The sequence below is a fragment of the Stenotrophomonas sp. Steno-Z2 genome, assembly GCF_056393235.1.
On record NZ_JBWJOY010000003.1, the window covers coordinates 137,425 to 158,693 of the forward strand.

Consider the following 21,269-nt stretch of genomic DNA (forward strand, 5'->3'; position numbering starts at 1 on the left):
ACAGACTCGGCCCCCGATGGCGCCCTGCCGGGCGCTCCCACGCCATAGGGAAACCGAGTGACCGCTGCCGCCTCCACACTGCAGTCCTTTCCGCTCGACAGTGCGTCGCGGCCGTTCCTGGCCGCGGACGTGGGCGGTACGCATGTGCGTGTCGGCCTGGTCCGCGCCGGCAGCGGCGAAGGCCCGGCGATCGAGATCCTGTCCTACCGCAAGTACCGCTGCGCCGATCACCCCGGCCTGGGCGCGATCCTGGCCGACTTCGCCAGCCACCACCCGCAGGTGGCGCATTGCGTCATCGCCACCGCCGGCTACGCGCTGGCCGACGGCACCGTGATCTCCGCCAACCTGCCCTGGCCGCTGTCGGCCAGCCGCATCCGCGACGACCTCGGCTTCCAGGCCGTGCACCTGGTCAACGACTTCGAAGCCGTCGCCCACGCCGCCGCCCACATCGACGGCAGCCAGGTCCTGCAGCTCACCGGCCCGGCCGAAGCGCCACGCGGCCCCACCCTCGTCGTCGGACCCGGCACCGGCCTGGGCGCCGCGGTCTGGATTCCCGTCGGCGACCGCTCCGTCGTGCTCGCCACCGAGGCCGGGCAGGCCTCGCTGGCCGCCAGCACCGAACTGGAAATGGCCGTGCTGCAGCAGATGCTGCGCAACCGCAGCCATGTATCCATCGAGCACGGCGCGCTGTCCGGCCCCGGCCTGCTCAACCTCTACACCGCGCTGTGCGCCGTGCGCGGCGCCGCGCCCGTGCACGCCACGCCCGATGCCGTCAGCGCCGCCGCCTGCGACGGCAGCGACCCGCTCGCGGTCGAGACCCTGCAGCTGTTCTGCGGAATCCTCGGCTCCACCATCGGCGACATGGCCCTGCTCTACGGCGTGCAGGGCGGCATCTACCTGGCCGGCGGCATCCTGCCCAAGCTCGGCCAGTTCCTCATCGGCAGCACCTTCGTCGAACGCTTCCTCAACAAGGGGCCGATGACCAGGGCGCTGCAGCGCATCCCCGTGAAGCTGGTCGAGCACGGGCAACTGGGCGTCATCGGCGCGGCCAGTTGGTATCTGGAAAAAGTTGGCCAAGCAAGCCTCGCAGCATAAGCAACAGATGCACCAGCAAGACCAGAAGTAAAGCGGCACGCCCGTGCCTTTCATTCCGATGTTGAGGAGAGACAACATGCATCGCAAGACCCTGCTTTCGGCAGCCATCGCCGGCTGCCTTGCCTTCAGCGCCCAGGCGCAGGAAGCGCAGCCCAAGGCGACCGACCTGGATACCGTCACCGTCACCGGCATCCGCGGCTCGATGGAGAAGTCGCTGGACACCAAGCGCGAGGCCAATGCCCGCGTCGAAGTCGTCACCGCCGAAGACGTCGGCAAGCTGCCGGCGCACAACGTCGCCGACACCCTGCAGCGCCTGCCGGGCGTGAACATCAGCTCGTCCAGCGCCGACGAGGGCGGCTTCGACGAAGCCGACCGCGTCAGCCTGCGCGGCACCAGCCCGAGCCTGACCCAGACCCTGATCAACGGCCACAGCGTCGGCTCGGCCGACTGGTTCGTGCTCAGCCAGGGCAGCAACGTCGGCCGCAGCGTCAGCTACACCCTGCTGCCGTCCGAACTGGTGCGTTCGGTGGAAGTGAACAAGTCCTCGCAGGCCAAGCTGCAGGACGGCGGCACCACCGGCTCGGTGAACATCATCACCCGCAAGCCGCTGGAATTCGCCAAGCAGATCACCGCCGAAGCCTCGATCGGCGCGGTGCGCTCCGACCAGGCCAAGTCGAACGACCCGCAGCTGGCCGGCCTGTTCAACTACAAGAACGACGAAGGCACCTTCGGCGTGATGGTGCAGGCGTTCAGCCAGAAGCGCGAGCTGCGCCGCGAAGCGCAGGAAATCCCGTCCGGCTTCTTCCAGATCACCGGCAAGGACGGCAACGGCAACCTCACCGAAGTCGGCCTCAACAATCCGGATCTGATCGGCGTGTATGCGCCGAGCCTGCTGGGTTCGACCCTGTTCGAGCAGACCCGCGAACGCAAGGGCGGCCTGCTCGGGCTGCAGTTCAAGCCGTCCGACACCCTGACGCTGGGCCTGGAAGGCTTCACTTCCAAGATGGACGCCAACAACTACAACCGCAACTTCATGCTGTGGGGCGGAAACTTCGCCAACTCGCAGTCTCCGGATGCGGGTTACGTGGTCAAGGACGGCGTGCTGACCGATGCCAAGTACAGCGGCGAGGCCGGCACCAACTACGCGGTCTACGACATGATCTACCGCGAAGCCACCGCCAAGAGCAGTTACGTCACCCTGGACGCCGACTGGCAGGTCAACGACAACCTGAGCGCCAAGTTCCAGGCCGGCTCGACCAAGGGTACGGGCTCGACCCCGCGCCAGTTCATCGCCGAGGTCAATCTCGCCGATGGTGGCGGCGCTAGCTGGACCAGCCATGGCAATGGCGCACCGATGGACTGGAACGTCGGCGGCGACATCAGCCCGGCCGGCGTCACCGGCTTCGGCACCTGGGGCAACCAGGAAGTGACCGCCGAGGACAAGGAGAAGTGGTTCACCGCCGACTTCAGCCAGTACTTCAACAGCGGCACGCTGAGCTCGATCGATTTCGGCGCACGCTATGCCGACCACAAGCGCGAGGCGCTGTCGCCCGAAGGCGCTTCCCCGGGCAACATCTGGGACACCCTGAAGAACGGCGCCACCGCTCCGTATCCGGGCGGCTTCGCTGGCGGCATCGGCGGCAGTTTCCCGCGCAACCTGTGGTACTTCACCCCGGCCGCGCTGAAGGAAGCCATCCTCAAGAACTCCACCTGGCTGTCCAACAACGACGGCCCGGATGGCCGCCACAACTATGGCGCCGAGTGGAAGGTGCAGGAGAAGAACTTCGGCGCCTACGTCCAGGCCAATTTCGTCGGCGACCGCTGGAGCGGCAACGTCGGCCTGCGCTACGTCAACATCGACCAGGACATCAACACCTACCAGGCGGTCAGCGACCCGGCCAATGCCGACGTGCGCAGCCTGTTCGGCGCCTGGAAGGCCCTGTCCTTCAACAACAAGCACAGCCGCGTGCTGCCGAGCGCGAACCTGAAGTTCGACATGGCCGACGACCTGGTGTTCCGCTTCGCCGCCTCGCAGACCCAGACCCTGCCGGACTTCTCGGCGCTGGGCGCTTCGTCGTGGGGCTCGGACCTGAGCCGCATCGGCGGCGGCGGCAACCCGAAGCTCAACCCGGTGGTGTCGACCAACTTCGACGTGAACCTGGAGTGGTACTTCATGCCGCGCGGCCTGCTGTCGGTCGGCGCCTACTCGATGAACCTGAAGGACTACGTGGCCTTCGGCACCGAGACGCAGATGCTGTTCAGCGAGCTGACCAACCAGCTCGAGGCCTACCAGGTCGCCGTGCCGGTCAACTCCAACGGCAAGGTCACCGGCGTGGAAGTCGCCTATGAGCAGCCGATCGGCGACAACTTCGGCATCAATGCCAACTACACCTACGCCGATGGCAGCACGTCGCACACCTGGGCCGATGGCAGCAACAACCTGCTGGGCACCTCGAAGAACACCTACAACGTGGGCGGCTACTTCGAGAACGACACCTTCGGCGCGCGCGTGAGCTACACCTACCGCTCGGCGTTCCTGATCGGCCTGAAGGGCCCCAGCCCGTACTACCAGGACGATTTCGGCACCCTGTCGCTGTCGCTGAGCTACAAGGCCACCGACTGGATGAGCGTCAGCTTCGACGCGCTGAACCTCAACAACCCGACCCTGAAGTACTACCAGAGCACGACCATCCCGAGCGCGTTCTACGAGAACGGCCGCCAGTACTACCTGAACTTCCGCTTCAAGTACTGATCCACCCCGGCACGCACCATCGCCGGACCGCATGACGCGCCGGGCCTGGATCATTCCGGGCCCGGCGTTTTTTTTGCAGGTACCCTCTGAAAAACACAGGAGCTCCGCCCATGACGAAGTCCCTCCGCGTGCGCCGTCGCGCGACCTGGCTCGGCGGCTGCCTGCTGCTGGGCCTCCACGCCCTGCACGCGCAGGCGGCAGAACCCGCCACCGTCCCCCCGCTCGTCCCGCTGCCCGCCAGTTACCAGGCCACCGGCGGCCAGGACTTCATGCTGGAACGCAGCGCGCGCGTCGGCGGCAACGATGAGGCGGCACGCCGCGCCGCTGCCCAGTTCGTGTGGCTGCTGGCGCAGAACGGCGGCCCGACCCTGGCGGTGGCCGAGGGCGCCGGCAAGGCGCAGATCCGCTTCCGCCTCGATCCGTCGGCCACCAATACCGCCGAGGGTTACCGGCTCAAGGTCTCCAATACCGGCATCGACGTCAGCGCCGGCGATGACGTGGGCCTGTTCTACGGCGCGGTCACCGCCGCGCAGCTGCTCACCGGCGACGTGCCCGGCCACGTCGCGGCCGCGGACATCGACGACACGCCGCGCTTCCGCTGGCGCGGGCTGATGCTGGATTCGGCGCGCCACTTCCAGAGCATGGACGAGATCAAGAAGCTGCTCGACGCCATGGCCCAGCACAAGCTCAACACCTTCCACTGGCACCTCACCGACGACCAGGGCTGGCGCATGGAGATCAAGCGCTACCCGAAGCTCACCGGAGTGGGCAGCTGCCGCGTGCCGCTGGGCGACGCCGGCCGCGACCCGGCCACCGGCGAGCCACGCCGCTACTGCGGTTACTACACGCAGGAACAGATCCGCGAGATCGTGGCCTATGCGGCCGAGCGCCATATCCAGGTGATCCCGGAAATCGACGTGCCGGGGCACGCCACCGCCGCCATCGCCGCCTATCCGGAACTGGGCGCCACCGACAGGCCGCTGGTCATCGACAACCAGTGGGGCGTGTTCCCCAACCTGTTCAACACCGAGGAAAGCACCCTGCGGTTCCTGGAGAACGTGCTGCTGGAGGTGATCGAGATGTTCCCGGCGCGCTACGTGCACGTCGGCGGCGACGAGGCGGTCAAGGACCAGTGGATCGCCTCCGCACGCGTGCAGGCGCACATGCGCGAGGTGGGCGCCAAGGACGAGATGGAAATGCAGAGCCACCTCATCAAGCGCCTGGAGACCTTCCTCGAGCAGCACGACCGGCGCCTGATCGGCTGGGACGAGATCCTCGAAGGCGGACTGCCGCCGGAAGCCACGGTGATGTCCTGGCGCGGCACCGAGGGCGGGCTGAAGGCCGCCAGCGAAGGCCACGACGTGGTGATGACGCCGGTCACCCACATGTACATGGACTACCTGCAGACCCGCTCGCCGGACGAACCGCCGGGCCGCCCGACCACCATCGACCTGAAGAAGGCCTACGAATTCGAGCCGGTGCCCGCGGAGCTGGCCGCCGACAAGCGCCAGCACATCCTCGGCCTGCAGGCCAACATGTTCACCGAGCACACCCGCAACGACCGCAACCTGGAGCACAACCTGTTCCCGCGCCTGGCCGCCGTCGCCGAGACCGGCTGGAGCCCGCAGGAAAAGCGCGATTTCGACGGCTTCCTGCAGCGCCTGCCGCGCCAGCTGCAGCGTTACCGGGCGATGGGCATCGGCTACGCGCAGACGCCGTTCCAGGTGGACATGCACGACCAGGGCGACCGCGCCGCCGGCACCGCCACCGTCACGCTCGACAACCCGCTCGGCTACGCCGTGCATTACACGCTGGATGGCAGCGCGGCAAGCGCCGCCTCGCCGCGCTATACGCAGCCGCTGCAGGTCAGGCTGCCGACCGAGGTACGTGCCGCGGCGTTCTTCCAGGGCCGGCCGCTGGCCGCGGAGAACCGCTTCGCCGTCACCGCGGACACGCTGCTCGTCCGCGACGATACCCGGCTCGAACTCTGCCCCGGCGACGGCAAGCTGCTGCTGCGCCTGGAGGACGACGGCCCGGCCGACGGCGACCGCGCCATCTTCAACGTCAACATCTTCAGCCCGTGCTGGCGGTGGCAGGACGCCGACCTGTCCGGGGTGAAGGCAGTGAAGGTCCGTGCCGGGCGCATCCCCTACAACTTCCAGCTGGCCCACGACGAGCCCAGCCGCAAGTTCGCCCCCGCGCGCACCGCGCACGGCGAACTGGAAATCCTGGCCGGCTGCGCAGGCACGCCGCTGGTCTCGCTGCCGCTGCCGGCCGCGCCCGGCGCCGACGGCTTCGTCGAGCTCGAAGCGCCGCTGCCCGCCACCACGGCGCGCGCCGACCTGTGCATCCGCTTCACCGGCGACACCCGGCCGGACCTGTGGACGCTGGACTGGATAAAACTGGAAACCGCGCACTGAGCACCACGCGGAGGCCACCGGAAACGGTGGCCTCCGCCTTTCATGGACCGGTGGCGGCGCCCGCCTGCGATGCAGGGCCCGAGCTGACCCCGGCGGTGCAGGCAGGATCACTGGAAGATGCGAAAAAATTTCACAAGAACAGGGATTCCATCTCGACGGCGCCCCTCATTTCCCGGCAAGTTGCCAATGAAATAAATTTTTCCATTGCAATCATTGGCTTATTTTCTGTTTCCGCCACCCTGCCGATCTGAAAATTTTTTGCAAAGCAGCTTGACATCGTTGTCACGCAGCGCTGAAACTCCGGACGCCGCAGTTCCCAGGGGAGCTGCAGACCTCCGGGGGAAATCGCGTGGTTGCCAGCTTCAGTCCAGCCCTTGACCTGAACGTCGCCGCATCGGCCCTGCCGCTGATCGCCGCCGACGTCGGCGGCACCCATGTGCGGGTGGGGCTGGTCCGTGCCACGCCGGGTCCGACGCCGGGCCTCGACGTGCTCGCCTATCGCCGCTACCGCTGCGCCGACCACGCCGGCCTGGGCGCGATCCTGGCCGACTTCCGCAGCCATGCGCCGGGCGCGCGCGAGTGCGTCATCGCCAGCGCCGGCTACGCGCTGGCCGACGGCACCGTGATCTCCGCCAACCTGCCCTGGCCGCTGTCGGCCAGCCGCATCCGCGACGACCTCGGCTTCCAGGCCGTGCACCTGGTCAACGACTTCGAGGCCGTCGCCCACGCCGCCGCCCACATCGACGGCAGCCAGGTCCTGCAGCTCACCGGCCCGGCCGAAGCGCCGCGCGGCCCCACCCTCGTCGTCGGACCCGGCACCGGCCTGGGCGCCGCGGTCTGGATTCCCGTCGGCGACCGCTCCGTCGTGCTCGCCACCGAGGCCGGGCAGGCCTCGCTGGCCGCCAGCACCGAACTGGAAATGGCCGTGCTGCAGCAGATGCTGCGCAACCGCAGCCATGTCTCCATCGAGCACGGCGCGCTGTCCGGCCCCGGCCTGCTCAACCTCTACACCGCGCTGTGCGCCGTGCGCGGCGCCGCGCCCGTGCACGCCACGCCCGACGCCGTCAGCGCCGCCGCCTGCGATGGCAGCGACCCGCTCGCGGTCGAGACCCTGCAGCTGTTCTGCGGAATCCTCGGCTCCACCATCGGCGACATGGCCCTGCTCTACGGCGTGCAGGGCGGCATCTACCTGGCCGGCGGCATCCTGCCCAAGCTCGGCCAGTTCCTCATCGGCAGCACCTTCGTCGAACGCTTCCTCAACAAGGGGCCGATGACCAGGGCGCTGCAGCGCATCCCCGTGAAGCTGGTCGAGCACGGGCAACTGGGCGTCATCGGCGCGGCCAGTTGGTATCTGCAGCACCGCAGCACCTGAGCACGCTTCCCCACGCAGCAACGCACACCGCCGCACGGGCCACGCGCCCCTGCACCGGCCATCACCAGCAACCGCGGTTCAACCCACCATTCCGCCAATGATGAGGAGAGACATCATGAGGTACCGCAAGTCCGTACTGTCCGCCGCCATCGTCACCTGCCTGGGCTTTTCCGCGCACGCGCAGGAAGCCAGCCAGCAGGCCACCGACCTGGATCGCGTCGTCGTCACCGGCATCCGCGCCAGCCTGCAGCAGTCGCTGGAAACCAAGCGCAACGCCGATGCCATCGTCGACGTCATCACCGCCGAGGACGTCGGCAAGTTCCCCGCCACCAACGTGGCCGAGGCGATGACCATCATCCCGGGCGTCACCATCGACCGCGCCTACGGCCAGGGCGAGAAGGTCTCGATCCTGGGCACCGACCCGGCGTTGAACCGCACCCTGCTCAACGGCCAGTCCATCGCCTCGGGCGACTGGAACATGTCCGACTTCCCGACCCGCACCTTCAACTATTCGCTGCTCGCGCCCGAACTGGTCGGCAAGGTGGAAGTGTTCAAGTCGCCGGAAGCGCGCATCGACGAAGGCTCGATCGGCGGCACGGTGATCGTCTCGACCCGCAAGCCGCTGGACATGCCGGAAAAGATGAGCCTGTCCGGTCGCGTGAGCTACGGCCGCAACGACCGCGTGGAAAAGACCGACCCCAATGCTTCGGCCGCTTTCGCGTGGAAGAACGACGCGGGCAACTTCGGCGTGATCGTCTCAGCGCAGGCGTCCAACGAGAGCATCCGCCGCGACGGCATCGAGTCCTACGGCATCGTCCGGGCCAAGGACTACATCGCCGGCGTGGGCGGCGCGCCCGGCTCGGTGACCAACCTCCCGCCGGACTGGTCCAAGCCGCCGGTCGGCGGCGTACAGCCGACCCTGCCCGCCACCTGTACCGGCACCTGCGCCGAGACGCTGTACGCCAACCCGAACGCGGTCGGCCCCAACTCCACCAGCGCGCACTTCTTCGAACAGCAGCGCGAGCGCAAGACCTACTCGCTGGCGCTGCAGTTCAAGCCGGTCGAGCAGATGAACATCGAACTCAACGCGCTGAAGATCGACGCCGATTTCGACCACATGGCGCAGTCGATGTTCACTCACCAGGGCAACACCTGGAACAGCCTGAAGACGCTGAGCGACATCACCGTCAAGGACGGCCTGATCACCAGTGCCAGCCACAAGAACGGCCTGGTGGTGTTCGACCTGCAGAACCGCCGCGCCAACGTCGAGTCGTCGACCTACGACGTCAAGCTGGACTGGAACGACGAACGCTGGTTCGCCTCCACCCATATCGGCCGCACCAAGGCCGACGGCGGTCCGCAGCAGGTATTCGGTGAATTCCTCGCCCGCACCGACTACACCTGGTCCATCGCCGACGCCCCGGGCAAGCCCGGCAGCGTGAAGTTCACCGGCAGCAATCCCTTCCTCAACCCGGACCAGTTCCAGATGGATGGCGGCTGGGCCGGCCCCTCGGGCAGCCCGGACAATCCGGACTGGAATACCGGCTGGGGCGGCAACCTGGTCGACAAGCCCACCGTCGACAAGGAAACCTATGGCCAGGTCGATTTCGGCATCAAGCTCGATTCGCCGGTCTACCTGGTCCGCTTCGGCTACAAGCAGCGCAAGCACGAGACCCGCCAGATCCAGCAGGGCATCGGCCTGGCGGCAGTGGGTGGCTACGGTGACGCCAAGGCATCGGACTTCGATCCACGCGAGCTGCCCGGCAACTACCTGGACGGCTTCAGCGGCTATGGCGACCTGGGCAAGCGTTTCACCATCGACGGCTGGAAGCTGGCCGAGTACATCAGCAGCGGCAAGTGGCTGGCGCCGTGGCAGACCATGCCCGTGGTTTCGCCGTTCAGTGCCGAGGAATTCGCACGCAACAACTGGTCGATCAACGAGGACATCGGCGCCGCCTACGTGCAGGCCGATTTCAGCTTCGACAAGCTGCGCGGCAACATCGGCGTGCGCTACGTGCGCACCGACCTGGAATCGGGCAGCTACGAGTGCAACACCGGCCTGGCCGGATGCACCCAGAGCACCTGGAGCGCCGAAAAGCTTGCGGCCTCCTACGACCCGGTGGTGAAGAAGAACAAGTACAACAACGTGCTTCCGAACCTGAACCTGGTCTACGACGCCACCGAATCACTGGTGCTGCGCGCTTCCGTCGCCAAGACCATCGCCCGGCCGAACTACACCGACATCTCGTCCTACCTGTGGCTGTCCGACACCGCGCTGACCGGCGGCGGCGGCAACCCGAACCTCAAGCCCTACCAGTCCACCAACCTGGACTTCTCGGCCGAGTGGTACTTCTCCGAGAACGCCATCATCGCCGGCTCGATCTTCTACCGCGACGTGGCCGACTACATCCTCACCGAGTCCACGCCCGAGACGCACTGGAACCAGAACCAGAACAAGAACGACACCTACCTGGTGGATCGTCCGCGCAACGCCGGCGACGCCAAGATCAAGGGCTACTCGCTGGCCTGGCAGCAGAACTTCGGCCTTGGTTTCGGCATCGTGGCCAACTACACCTACTCCGACGGCGAAGCCACCGGCGGCCGCCCGCTGCCGTTCAACTCGAAGAACCAGTTCAACATCAGCCCGTTCTTCGAGAACGACACCTGGACCGCGCGCGTCACCTATGGCTGGCGCGACAAGTACTTCACCAACGTCAGCGCCGGCCGCGAGCTGTGGACGATGGACTACGCCTCGCTGGATGCGTCGATCGCCTTCCGGATCAACGAAAACCTGTCCGTCGGCCTGGAAGGCATGAACCTGCTGGACGAGCAGTACCACTCCTACTCGGGCGTGGAACAGCTCACCCGCGGTGCCTACCTGAGCGGCCGCCGCTACATGGCCTCGCTGCGCTTCGCCTTCTAAGGGCGGAGCTGCAGGAATACCGATTGCGTTCTTTCTCCTCCAACGGGCCTGGAGCTTTTCCAGGCCCGATTTTTTTACAGTGGCGGGCGGCGGCCTGCGTCGCATGCCCCGGCCGGCCGAACGTGGACGCGGCCGCCACGCTTCCATCCAGTTCCAGGGAGTCACGATGATCCGAAACAGAACCGCCCCCCTGCTGTCGGCAGCCGCCCTGTTCGCCGCGCTTTCCATGGCCGCAGGCTGCACGCCCGCATCCTCCACCGCGCCGCCCCCGGCCGTCGCGGCCGCCGAGGTGAAGGGCGTGCCGTTGATTCCATTGCCGGCCGTGGTGCGGCCGGCCGAGGGCCGCTTCGTCGTCGATGCGACCACCGCGGTCCGCGCGCAGGGCGATGCGGCCGGCCGCGTGGCCGCACGATTCACCGAACTGCTGGGCAGGACCACGCCGCTGCGGCTGGCTGACGGCCAGGGTCCGGGCATCGAGTTCCGCATCGCTCCCGCGCCGGCCGGCGCATCGCCGGAGGCGTATGCGCTGCACATCGATGCCGATGGCATCACCGTCGAAGCCGGCGACGAGCATGGCCTGTTCAATGGCGCCATGTCGCTGTGGCAGCTGCTCGCCGGGCAACAGGCCGCGGCGGTTTCGCTGCCGGCGATGCACATCGAGGACACCCCGCGTTTCGCCTGGCGCGGACTGATGCTCGATTCGGCACGCCACTTCTGGAGCGTGGAGCAGATCAAGGCGCTGCTCGACGCGATGGCCACGCACAAGCTCAATACGTTCCACTGGCACCTGACCGACGACCAGGGCTGGCGCCTCGAGATCAAGCGCTACCCGAAACTCACCGAAGTCGGCGGTTGCCGGGTGCCGCAGGGCGACGCCGGCCGCAAGGCCGACGGCACGCCCAACCTGTATTGCGGCCATTACACGCAGGAGCAGATCCGCGACGTGGTGGCCTATGCCGCCGCCCGCCACATCACCATCGTCCCCGAGATCGACGTGCCCGGCCATGCGCAGGCGGCGGTGGCGGCCTATCCGGAGCACGGCGTGGTCGATGGCCCAACCGAGCCGTCGCACAACTGGGGCGTCAATCCCTATCTGTTCAACCCGCGCGAGGAGACGCTGCAGTTCCTGGAGAACATCCTGGCCGAGGTGATCGCGTTGTTCCCCGGCCGCTACGTGCATGTCGGCGGCGACGAGGCGGTGAAGTACCAGTGGCAGGCCTCGCCCGCGGTGCAGGCGCATATCCGCGAACTCGGCCTGAAGGATGAGGAAGCCCTGCAGTCGCACATGCTCAAGCGGCTGGAGACGTTCCTGGAGGAACACGACCGCAGGCTGGTCGGCTGGGACGAGATCATCGAGGGCGGGCTGCCGCCGCAGGCCACGGTGATGTCCTGGCGCGGCATCGAGGGCGGCATCGAGGCTGCCACCCACGGCCACGACGTGGTGATGACGCCGGGCAATACGCTGTACCTGGACTTCCTGCAGACCAACCTGCCGGACGAACCGCCGGGCCGGCCGAAGTTCACCCCGATGCAGAAGATCTACGCGTTCGACCCGGTCCCGGAACAACTGCAGGCCGAACAGCGCCGGCACGTGATCGGCGTGCAGGCCAACATGTGGACCGAGCACACCCGTACCTGGGAGCGCCTGCAGCACAACCTGTTCCCGCGCATGGCGGCGCTGGCCGAAATCGCGTGGACGCCGCTGCAGCGCAAGGACTACGGCGATTTCCTAGAGCGCCTGCCGGCGCAGCTGCACCGGTACAAGGCACTCGGCATCGCCTACGGCCAGACCGCCCTGTCGGTGGCGATGCAGCGCCAGGACGACCGCGCCGGCAACCAGGTCCGCGTCGAACTGTCCAATCCGCTGGGCTATGGCGACATCCGCTACACCACCGACGGCACCGCCCCCTCGGCGCAGTCGCCCGCCTACCGCGCGCCACTGACGCTGCCCGTGCCCACGGACCTGAAGGCCGCCGCGTTCTTCGATGGCAGGCCGGTGGCGGACAAGGCCAGCCAATGGAGCCTGGACGCCGCATCGCTGCTCACCCGTACCGACAAGACCCTGGCGCAGTGCCCGCAGGGCGGCCGCCTGCTGCTGCGACTCGAGGACGACAACCCGACCGATGGCCCGCGTGCGAATTTCGACGTGACCATCTTCAACCCGTGCTGGCTGTGGGAAGGCGCGCAGTTGCAGGACGTGAGCTCGATCCAGGTACGCGCCGGCCGCATCCCCTACAACTTCGGCCTGCTGCGCGAGGAGGAAGCCAAACGCGGCTTCCGCAGGGCGGTGGCCGCGTTCGGCGAGTTCGAGGTCCGCGACGGCTGCGAAGGACCGGTACTGGCCTCGGTGCCCCTGCCGGAAGCGCCGGATGCCGATGGCTTCATCTCGCTGGACGCGCCGCTGCGCGCGCACGGCCGCACCACCGCCGACCTGTGCATGACCTTCAGCGGCGACACGCGGCCCCGGATGTGGGCACTGCAGCAGGTGACGTTGCGGCCCGCCGCTCCGTAAAGCGCCTCTCCCTGCGCGGGAAGGCACGGCATGCGCGCCACTGGCGCGCATGCCCTGAAGCGCACACATCGCGGGAGTGGAGCGGTGTGGAGTGAGGGGCCGGCGGAACCACGAAGGTCCGCATCATGGACGCCATCCGTTCCGCATCCGCCCTTCGGGCATCTTCCCCGCGGAGCAGGGAACAGGCAGCTCACGGATATAACAGATACCGCCCGCGCACCGCCTCGAAGCGGCCCAGTTCCGGCTGCCAGCGCGCCTGCATCGCATCGAGCGTGTCGCCGCGCTCGATCGCCGGGCGCAGCCAGGCATTGCCGGCCAGCTTGTCGAAGAAGCCGGGCGTGGCGCCCGGCGCGTCGGACTGGAAGCGGAACGCCTCCGGATACAGGTCGTGCAGCGCCTTGACCACCGCCAGCCCGGTGCGGAACGGCAGGAAGGCGTCGCGGTCGGTCACGTGGATCTGCACGCCGCCGCAGGCCCTGCCCTGGTGCTTGGAGAAGCTGGGCGTGAACGCTGTCGGGCGGAAGCGCACGCCCGGCAGGCCCAGCGCGTTGAGCGCATCGGCCAGCTGCCGGCCATCGACGAAGGGCGCGCCGAGGGTCTCGAACGGCCGCGTGGTGCCGCGCCCCTCGGACACATTGGTGCCCTCCAGCAAGGCCGTGCCCAGGTAGACCAGCGCGGTATCGCGGGTGGGCATGTTCGGCGACGGCGGCACCCACGGCATCGCCCCGCCCGGCTCGGCATCGCCGCGTCGCCAGCCGCGCATCGGCACCACGGTGAGATCGGCGCCGATGCCGAACTCGCCATTGAACAGCCGCGCCAGCTCGCCGATGGTCATGCCGTGGCGCACCGGGATCGGGAACATGCCGACGAACGAGGCCTGCGCCGGCTCCAGCACCGGGCCCTCCACCTTCAGCCCGCCCACCGGATTGGGACGGTCCAGCACCCATACCGGAATGCCCTCGCGCCGGGCCGCGCGCAGCACGTTGGCCAGCGTGTACGGGTAGGTGTAGAAGCGCGCGCCGACATCCTGGATGTCGAACAGCAGCAGGTCGATGCCACGCAGCATGTCCGGCGTCGGTTCGCGGTGCTCGCCATAGAGGCTGTGCACCGGCAATCCGGTGGCCGCGTCGCGCGAGGAATCCACATGGCCACCGGCCTGCACGTCGCCACGCACGCCATGCTCGGGACCGAACAGCGCCACCAGCTGGATGTCGCGGCGGGCAGCCAGCAGGTCGATGTCGCTGCGCAGCGCGCGGTCCACGCCGGTCATGTTGGTGACCAGGCCGATGCGCCTGCCCTGCAGGTCGCCGGCGCGTTCGCGCAGCAGCACCTCGATGCCCGGTTCCGGGCCGTTGCCGCCCATTTCGGCCGCGTGCACCGGCGCCATCCCGGCCAGCAGCAGGCCGCACAGGAAAAGGTTTCTCATGTATCCAGGCATGCGCGTATCCGGGTCGGGGCGGCGATGGGCAACGATAGCCGATCATCGGATAATCCGGCCTGGCCTTCGCCCAACCGGAACCCATGATGCGTCGATCCGCGTGGCTGTCCCTCTGCCTGCTGGCACTCTGCCACCCGGCCCGCGCCGGCGACGACGCCATCGTTCCCTCGCTCATCCCGCAACCGGCTTCGATGCGGGTCGATGCCGAGGCTCCCGCCTTCTCCGTGGACGGCAGCACCGCTCTGCACGCCGAGGGCGACGCCGCGATGCGCGTGGCGAGCCAGCTCAACGCCTTCCTCGCCAAGGCCGGCCGCGCGCCCCTGCCCGTCGCCGCGCGCGGCAAGGGCGCATACGGCATCCGCCTCGCCATCGACGCCGACAGCGGCATCGCGGCCGAAGGCTATGCGCTCACCGTCGGCAGCGATGGCATCGTGATCGACGCCCGCGACGAAGCCGGCCTGTTCCACGGCGCGGTGACCCTGTGGCAGCTGCTCACCCAGGGCGAGGCCGCGCGCGTGACCCTGCCGGCGATGAGCATCGAGGACGCACCGCGCTTCCCGTGGCGCGGCTACATGCTCGATTCGGCCCGGCATTTCCAGACGCCGGCGCAGGTGAAGCAGCTGCTCGACACCATGGCGCTGCACAAGCTCAACGTGTTCCATTGGCACCTGACCGACGACCAGGGCTGGCGCATCGAGATCAAGCGCTACCCGCGCTTGACCCGGATCGGCGGCTGCCGCATCCCCGCCGGCGATGCCGGCATCGATCCGGCCAGTGGCAGGCCGGCTCCGTACTGCGGCTGGTACTCACAGGACGACATCCGCGGCATCGTCGCCCATGCCGCGGCGCTGCACATCACCGTGGTGCCGGAAATCGACATGCCCGGCCACGCCACCGCCGCCATCGCCGCCTACCCGGCGCTGGGTACCGAAGGCCGGGAAATCCCCGTCTCGGCGCACCGCGGCATCCACGCCAACCTGTTCAACGTGGACGACGCCACGTTCGATTTCCTCGATGGCGTGTTCGCCGAGGTGGCGCAACTGTTCCCCGGCCGCTACATCCACGTCGGTGGCGACGAGGCCATCAAGACGCAGTGGCAGGCATCGCCGCGCGTGCAGGCCCGCATGCGTGAGCTCGGGTTGGCGGACGAGGCCGCGCTGCAGAGCTGGTTCATCCATCGCCTGGAAACCCTGGTGCATGCGCACGGCAAGCGCCTGGTCGGCTGGGACGAGATCCTCGACGGCGGCCTGGCGCCCGACGCCACGGTGATGTCCTGGCGCGGCATCGACGGCGGCATCGCCGCGGCACGGCAGGGCCACGACGTGGTCATGTCGCCCAACGCCGACCTGTACCTGGACTACCTGCAGACCGATTCGCCGCATGAGCCCGGCGGCCGGCCCAGCCCGAAACTGATCCCGATGGAGAAGTTCTACCGCTTCGAACCGGTGCCCGAGGCGCTGGATGCGGCCCGGCGCCGCCACATCCTCGGCCTGCAGGCGAACATGTGGACCACCGACGACGTGCGTTTCGCCGCCGTCGAACACAACACCTTCCCGCGCCTGCTGGCGGTGGCCGAGACCGGCTGGACGCCAAAGGCCGGCAAGGACTACGCCGGCTTCCTGCAGCGCCTGCCGGCCTGGACCCGGCGTTACGCCGCGCTGGGCGTCGGCTACGCAAGTACGCCGTTCCGCGTGCTGCTGGTCGATACGCCCGCCGGCCACGACAAGGCGACGCTGCGCCTGTCCAATCCGCTCGGCTACCCGGTGCATTACACGCTCGACGGCAGCGAACCGACGGCCCTCTCGCCGCCGTACGCCGGCCCCATCGAGGCGCGGTTGCCGGTGCAGCTGCGCGCCGCCGCCTTCGCCGGCGACGCCGCGCTGCAACCGGCGGACCGTTTCGACGTCACCGCCGCCAGCCTGCGCAGCCGCGGCAACGCCCAGCTGCAGCCCTGCATCGCCGAAGGCCCGGTGCTGCGCATGCAGGACGACACGGTGCAGGCCGACGGCCAGCGCGCCCTGTTCAACGTCGCCTTCATGCAGCCGTGCTGGCGCTGGGAACAGGCGCCCATGGCCGGCGCGGAAAGCATCGAGGTCCGCGCCGGCCGCCTGCCCTACATCATCGACCAGAGCGAGGAAGAGAACGCCCGCCGCCGCTACCTGCCGGCGCGCAGCGCGCACGGCGAACTCGACATCCGCGCCGGCTCCTGCGACGGCGACCTCATCGCCACCGCCCCCCTGCCGGCACGCCCCGACGCCGACGGCTTCATCACCCTGCAAGCACCGCTGCTGCACCGCTCCGACAAGACCGAATCACTGTGCATCCGCTTCAGCGGCGACTTCCGCCCCGACATGTGGGTGGTGGACAGGGTGACGCTGCGCTAGCGGCGGCTGCCGGCGTGGGCGCGCCGCGGAGCGGCGGCTTGAATGGACCACCTGCGCCGCACGGCTACGGCTTGAGTGCCGGATCCCAGTGCTCCGTGATCTTTCCGTCTTTCACGCGAAACATGTCAAACCAAGTGGTTGTGTACCTTTTCGCGGGATCCTTGGGATCCTCGTGTTCCTTGACGAAGGAAAGGATCACCAGATCCCGCTCTGCCACAATCGAGACAAGGGGCGCCCTGATCGTCGCCTCGATGGCTTTTGGCTTGCTGACGGTCGAGAAGAACGCTACAAAACCAGAGCGGCCTGTAGGCACATTGGGATTGTGCTGGACATAGGACTCGGCCAGGTATTTGTCCGTGAGCTCCAGGTGGCCCGCTTCAAAGATTTCGCGCCAGAAGTCATAAACAAGGCGCTTGTTTGCGGCCAACGTTGCATCAGGACTGGCCAGAAGCGGCTGGTGATCGGCAGCAGCCTGCACCGGCATTTGTGCATGGGCAAGGGACGGCAGGGCAAGCAGGCCCGCAAGAAGGAAAGCGATCATTCTGGTCACCGTGCAATCTCCATCAGTGCAAAAGCGAAGCGTCTGGACGAATTACCCGGCTCGTGCCGGGAACCAGCGGGAGCCGGCTTGAACGATCGGCCAGCCGTCGACAGCAACCGCCTTGGCGATGGCCGCTCGCCAACAGCCTGTTGGAATCGAGCGTCGGCAGGCAGGAATTTTCATCCAAGACGATTAGTGGAATCTCGGTACAGCCCAGTGCTCGTCACTGCCAGCAATGCAGGCAGGATGAAGCCCTGACCTTTCATTGGATGCCTGACGCCTGAGTTGAGCGGAGCGCTGCAAGACAGCGGGTGTGCTACACGATACCGCACCGGCCCGGGCTGCGAAGCGACCTCGGCTTGAATGAACTGCTAGGTACCATCGGCTACGCCGATGTAGTTGTAACAGCACGGCAGCCAAGACCATGAGCAACACGACGGCGCCCAGGCCCTCGATGTCCAATTCTTCCTGAAGAATCTGGCGACGCCACGATGAAACGAGCAAGCAAGGCGGCATTGCAACCAGACCAGCGCCAAGACTGATCGAGCCGAGCCAGAAGGTGGATTTCAAGAATCCGCAGGCGCGCCGAGCACCTGATATGGCGCCCAACTACTTCGTCGGACACTCGCCCATCGCCATGGAAGTGCGCTCCTGCCAGCACCTACGCAGCTTCGCGGCGCGGCTGCAGCCGCAGCAGCAGATCGCGCAGCGGAGTAACCATCGTCGCCAGGCCCACGACCACGCCGAGGGTATTGGCCAGTGCGTCGAGCGGGTCGGCGCTGCGGGTGTCGGTCAACGCGCCCTGCGCAAATTCGATGCATACGCCCATCGCCACCAGCGACAGGCCGACGGCCATCAGCGCGCGGCCGCGGCGGAAGAGCTGCACGGCGCTGGCCGACAACAGGAAATAGGCGATGAAGTGTTCGGCCTTGTCGCCGTTCTCGGGCAGCGGCGGCAACGGCGGCGGCGGGACCAGGCACACCACGGTCACGCCCAGCACCGCCAGCGCCCACAGGCCGATCCAGAACGGCAGGTGGCGCAGCGGCTTGAACAACGGGCGGTTCACAGGCGCCAGGTCAGGTCGCCCATCGCGAACGCCGCCGACAGGTCCACGTCGCGGCTGAAGCCCATCACCTGGAAGCGTTCGCCCATCTCGGTGGGCAGGGTCAGGCGCTTGAACTGTTCGCGCAGGCGCATGCGCCCGACTTCGTCGGCGCGTTCGTCGGCTTCCTCGAGCAGGCCGGTGATGCCATTGCCGAACAGGAAGCCGGCCTGGTGGCAGTAGCCGGCCAGGTCGAAGCCGGCGCCGGTGCCGGCCTCGGCCAGCGCGGTGAAATCCACCGAGGCGGTGATGTCCTGCAGGCCCGGCCACAGGTACACGTCGTTGTGCACGCGGTGGCGGTAGAACGCGCGCAGGGTGCCGTCGCGGCGGTCGTCCTGGTAGAACTCGGCGCGGCTGTAGCCGTAATCGACGAACAGCATGGCGCCGCGGCGCAGGCCGCCGGCCACCGCCTGGATCCAGTATGGCAGCTGCGGCAGCAGTTCGGAGCGGTAGCCGTCGGCGAAGGGGCGCTCCAGGTAGCGCTCCACATGCCGCACCGCCGCCGACAGCAACATGTCCGCCGGCTGCGCGCCGCGCACGAAGCGGCCTTCGCCGTCGAGCTCGACGGTCTCCTCGTAGACCTCGCCGGCGTCGATCAGGAAGCGCGGCGTGGGCAGGGCGTCGATCACCTCGTTGGCGAACAGCACGCCGTCCCACTCGTCCTCGAACGGCCGGTCCAGCCATTCCACGCGGGCGAACACCGCCGGATCGAGCGCGCCCTGCAGGCGCTGGCGCTGGCGCTGGCGCAGGTCGGCGCTGGGTTCGAGGATGGCGTAGCGCGCCGGCAGCGCGTCCAGTCCGGCCAGGCGCCCAAGCGCGGCCTCGGCGAACGCGCCGCTGCCGCCGCCCAGCTCCAGCACGCGCGCCTGCGGGCCGAGCCCGCGCAGTGCCGGCGCCAGCGCGTTGGCGGTGGTCGCGGCGAACAGCGTGCCCATTTCCGGGGCGGTGACGAAATCGCCGGCGGCGCCGAACTTGCTGGCGCCGGCGCTGTAATAGCCCCAGCCCGGTGCGTACAGCACCAGCTCCATGAACCGCGAGAACGGTATCGCGCCGCCCTGGGCGAGGATCTCCGCGCGCAGGTGCGCGGCCAGCTGCCCGCTATGGGCCAGCGCGTCGGATTCGGGCAGGGGCAGGTCGGAATGCATGGGACGGTGGTTTGCGGGGACAATGCACAGGATAGCCGAGCGAGGAAAACGCAGATGACGGATCCGCAACGGGTGGCCCTGGTGACTGGCAGCGCGCGCCGCATCGGCGCGGTCATCGCCCGCCACCTGCACGGCCATGGCTACCGGCTGGCCCTGCACGCGCACCAGTCGGGCGAGGAACTGCAGGCGCTGGCCTTCGACCTGGAGAGCGAGCGCCCGGGCAGCGTGCTGGCGGTGCAGGCCGACCTGCGCGACGCGCAGGCGCTGCCGGAACTGGTGGAGGAAGTGGTGGCGCATTTCGGCCGGCTCGACGCGCTGGTCAACAACGCCTCCAACTTCTTCCCCACCCCGTTCGGGCAGGTGCAGGTGCAGCAGTGGGACGAGCTGTTCGCGGTCAACGCGCGCGCGCCGTTCTTCCTGGCGCAGGCCGCCGCGCCGCACCTGCGCCGGCAGCGCGGCGCCATCGTCAACCTGACCGACCTGCACGCCAGCCAGCCGCTGCGTGACCACCCCGCCTATTCGGCGGCCAAGGCCGCGCTGGAAATGACCACGCGCACGCTGGCGCTGGAACTGGCGCCGCACGTGCGCGTGAACGCGGTGGCGCCCGGCGCGATCCTGTGGCCGGAACAGGGCAAGAGCGAGGCGGCCAAGCAGGCGCTGATGGAACGCACGCCAATGGCGCGCACCGGCACGCCGCACGAGATCGCCGCGGCGGTGCGCTGGCTGCTCGACGATGCCGGCTACATCACCGGGCAGACGCTGCGGCTGGATGGCGGGCGCACGCTGACCTGAGCGGCGGGCGCCGAAGGCGGTGCGGTGTCGCCGGGGTTCGCCTTGAAAGCCCGCAGCGGAGCCGACGCCCGCCCTGCAATGCCGGGCGCGGGGTCGTGCAGCGCCGGGCTGCGGCGGGATGGCTCAAGCGGGGGCGCCGCCCCCGCTCCGCAGGAACAGGGATCGCGGGCGCCGTGGCGGCAGCTCAGTCCGCCAGTTCGACGGTGTCGAAGGTGTCGCCGTGCTGCGGGTGCGCCTGCCACATCTGCCGCAGGCTGAGGCCGCGGACCGGGTCGACGAAGTCCGGGGCGATGTCGGCCAGCGGCTTGAGCACGAAGGCGTGCTTCAGCTCGGGCCGTGGGATGCGCAGGTGGCCGGGGCCTTCCACCACCAGGTCGCCGTAGTACACCACGTCGATATCCAGGGTGCGGTCGCTGAAACGCGGCCCGCTGCGGTCGCGCCCGTGCGCATCCTCGACCGCGTGCAGCCAGTGGTCCAGCTCCGCCAGCGGCAGGTCGGTGTCCAGCATCACCGCGTTGTTGAGGAAGTCCGGGCCGTCGAAGCCCACCGCCGGCGTGCGGTAGGCCGGGGAAACCGCGATCCGGCCGAAGCGCTCGCGCAGTACCCGCAGCGCCGCCTGCAGATGGTGGTGCGGGCGCAGGTTGCTGCCCAGGCTCAGTAGGACGGTCGTCATCGGGTTGCGGGGGTCGCGGCGCGCCGCGGAATCGGGAGGCACATGATAGGACCTGCGGCATGGCACGAGGAACCGGTGGAGAAGAACCCGTAACCGGCAGAAGCAGTGCGGCCGCCCGGC

The 21,269-nt window shown here is 68.4% G+C and carries 14 protein-coding genes; 9 read left to right on the forward strand and 5 right to left on the reverse strand.

The genetic code is table 11. The annotated features are described in order from the left end of the window. The first annotated feature begins 57 nt into the window (after positions 1 to 57). The 7 genes from AC06FP_RS10075 (at position 58) to AC06FP_RS10105 (ending at position 13,074) form a co-directional block, all read left to right on the forward strand. Entirely contained in the window at positions 58 to 1,095 is a 1,038-nt protein-coding gene (locus AC06FP_RS10075; RefSeq protein ID WP_478075385.1) for a glucokinase family protein, read from the forward strand. Between the two features lie 76 nt (positions 1,096 to 1,171). Next, positions 1,172 to 3,847: a TonB-dependent receptor gene (locus AC06FP_RS10080; RefSeq protein ID WP_478075386.1), complete on the forward strand. Its 2,676-nt coding sequence runs from the start codon at positions 1,172 to 1,174 to the stop codon at positions 3,845 to 3,847. 110 nt (positions 3,848 to 3,957) lie between these two features. Further along, positions 3,958 to 6,267, forward strand: a complete 2,310-nt coding sequence (locus tag AC06FP_RS10085; RefSeq protein ID WP_478075387.1) for a family 20 glycosylhydrolase — start codon at positions 3,958 to 3,960, stop codon at positions 6,265 to 6,267. Between the two features lie 26 nt (positions 6,268 to 6,293). Further along, positions 6,294 to 6,518, forward strand: coding sequence for a hypothetical protein (locus AC06FP_RS10090; RefSeq protein WP_478075388.1), 225 nt, complete (start codon positions 6,294 to 6,296; stop codon positions 6,516 to 6,518). Between the two features lie 98 nt (positions 6,519 to 6,616). Continuing rightward, positions 6,617 to 7,639, forward strand: coding sequence for a glucokinase family protein (locus tag AC06FP_RS10095; protein WP_478075389.1), 1,023 nt, complete (start codon positions 6,617 to 6,619; stop codon positions 7,637 to 7,639). Positions 7,640 to 7,754: 115 nt separating this feature from the next. After that, positions 7,755 to 10,562 (forward strand): TonB-dependent receptor, encoded by a 2,808-nt coding sequence (locus AC06FP_RS10100; RefSeq protein ID WP_478075390.1) that lies wholly within the window; start codon positions 7,755 to 7,757, stop codon positions 10,560 to 10,562. 166 nt (positions 10,563 to 10,728) lie between these two features. Continuing rightward, the gene (locus AC06FP_RS10105) at positions 10,729 to 13,074 is read left to right on the forward strand and encodes a beta-N-acetylhexosaminidase (RefSeq protein WP_478075391.1); all 2,346 of its coding nucleotides are present in this window, start codon (positions 10,729 to 10,731) and stop codon (positions 13,072 to 13,074) included. A 190-nt stretch (positions 13,075 to 13,264) separates the two neighbouring features. Here the strand turns inward: AC06FP_RS10105 and AC06FP_RS10110 are convergent, their stop codons facing one another. Then, on the reverse strand, positions 13,265 to 14,500 hold the full coding sequence (locus tag AC06FP_RS10110) for an exo-beta-N-acetylmuramidase NamZ family protein (RefSeq protein ID WP_478075392.1): 1,236 nt from the start codon (positions 14,498 to 14,500) through the stop codon (positions 13,265 to 13,267). 98 nt (positions 14,501 to 14,598) lie between these two features. Between AC06FP_RS10110 and AC06FP_RS10115 the strand changes: the two genes are divergently transcribed. Further along, the gene (locus tag AC06FP_RS10115) at positions 14,599 to 16,896 is read left to right on the forward strand and encodes a beta-N-acetylhexosaminidase (protein WP_478075393.1); all 2,298 of its coding nucleotides are present in this window, start codon (positions 14,599 to 14,601) and stop codon (positions 16,894 to 16,896) included. A 64-nt stretch (positions 16,897 to 16,960) separates the two neighbouring features. Here the strand turns inward: AC06FP_RS10115 and AC06FP_RS10120 are convergent, their stop codons facing one another. The 3 genes from AC06FP_RS10120 to AC06FP_RS10130 form a co-directional block, all read right to left on the reverse strand. Further along, complete coding sequence (locus AC06FP_RS10120; protein WP_478075394.1) at positions 16,961 to 17,437, reverse strand: nuclear transport factor 2 family protein; 477 nt, start codon at positions 17,435 to 17,437, stop codon at positions 16,961 to 16,963. Between the two features lie 661 nt (positions 17,438 to 18,098). Further along, a complete protein-coding gene (locus AC06FP_RS10125; RefSeq protein ID WP_478075475.1) occupies positions 18,099 to 18,512 on the reverse strand; it encodes a VanZ family protein in 414 nt (137 codons plus the stop codon). Beyond that, entirely contained in the window at positions 18,500 to 19,684 is a 1,185-nt protein-coding gene (locus AC06FP_RS10130) for a class I SAM-dependent methyltransferase (protein ID WP_478075395.1), read from the reverse strand. Before AC06FP_RS10130 ends, AC06FP_RS10125 begins: the two co-directional genes overlap by 13 nt. Positions 19,685 to 19,738: 54 nt before the next feature. On the opposite strand from AC06FP_RS10130, the gene AC06FP_RS10135 reads away from it, so the two are divergent. Continuing rightward, positions 19,739 to 20,476 carry a pteridine reductase gene (locus AC06FP_RS10135; protein WP_478075396.1) on the forward strand — a complete coding sequence of 246 codons (738 nt, stop codon included), beginning with the start codon at positions 19,739 to 19,741 and terminating at the stop codon, positions 20,474 to 20,476. 184 nt (positions 20,477 to 20,660) lie between these two features. Here AC06FP_RS10135 and folK read toward each other — a convergent pair whose 3' ends face one another. Continuing rightward, on the reverse strand, positions 20,661 to 21,149 hold the full coding sequence (gene folK / locus AC06FP_RS10140; protein WP_456118157.1) for a 2-amino-4-hydroxy-6-hydroxymethyldihydropteridine diphosphokinase: 489 nt from the start codon (positions 21,147 to 21,149) through the stop codon (positions 20,661 to 20,663). Positions 21,150 to 21,269 lie beyond the last annotated feature (120 nt).

What these genes read in the sequence shown, in the direction of transcription:
- AC06FP_RS10100 (WP_478075390.1), top strand. Translation starts at nt 7,755, where the DNA reads ATGAGGTACCGCAAGTCCGTACTGTCCGCCGCCATCGTCACCTGCCTG.
- AC06FP_RS10105 (WP_478075391.1), top strand. Translation starts at nt 10,729, where the DNA reads ATGATCCGAAACAGAACCGCCCCCCTGCTGTCGGCAGCCGCCCTGTTC.
- AC06FP_RS10115 (WP_478075393.1), top strand. Translation starts at nt 14,599, where the DNA reads ATGCGTCGATCCGCGTGGCTGTCCCTCTGCCTGCTGGCACTCTGCCAC.
- AC06FP_RS10080 (WP_478075386.1), top strand. Translation starts at nt 1,172, where the DNA reads ATGCATCGCAAGACCCTGCTTTCGGCAGCCATCGCCGGCTGCCTTGCC.
- AC06FP_RS10120 (WP_478075394.1), bottom strand. Translation starts at nt 17,437, where the DNA reads ATGATCGCTTTCCTTCTTGCGGGCCTGCTTGCCCTGCCGTCCCTTGCC.
- folK (WP_456118157.1), bottom strand. Translation starts at nt 21,149, where the DNA reads ATGACGACCGTCCTACTGAGCCTGGGCAGCAACCTGCGCCCGCACCAC.
- AC06FP_RS10130 (WP_478075395.1), bottom strand. Translation starts at nt 19,684, where the DNA reads ATGCATTCCGACCTGCCCCTGCCCGAATCCGACGCGCTGGCCCATAGC.
- AC06FP_RS10085 (WP_478075387.1), top strand. Translation starts at nt 3,958, where the DNA reads ATGACGAAGTCCCTCCGCGTGCGCCGTCGCGCGACCTGGCTCGGCGGC.
- AC06FP_RS10110 (WP_478075392.1), bottom strand. Translation starts at nt 14,500, where the DNA reads ATGAGAAACCTTTTCCTGTGCGGCCTGCTGCTGGCCGGGATGGCGCCG.
- AC06FP_RS10135 (WP_478075396.1), top strand. Translation starts at nt 19,739, where the DNA reads ATGACGGATCCGCAACGGGTGGCCCTGGTGACTGGCAGCGCGCGCCGC.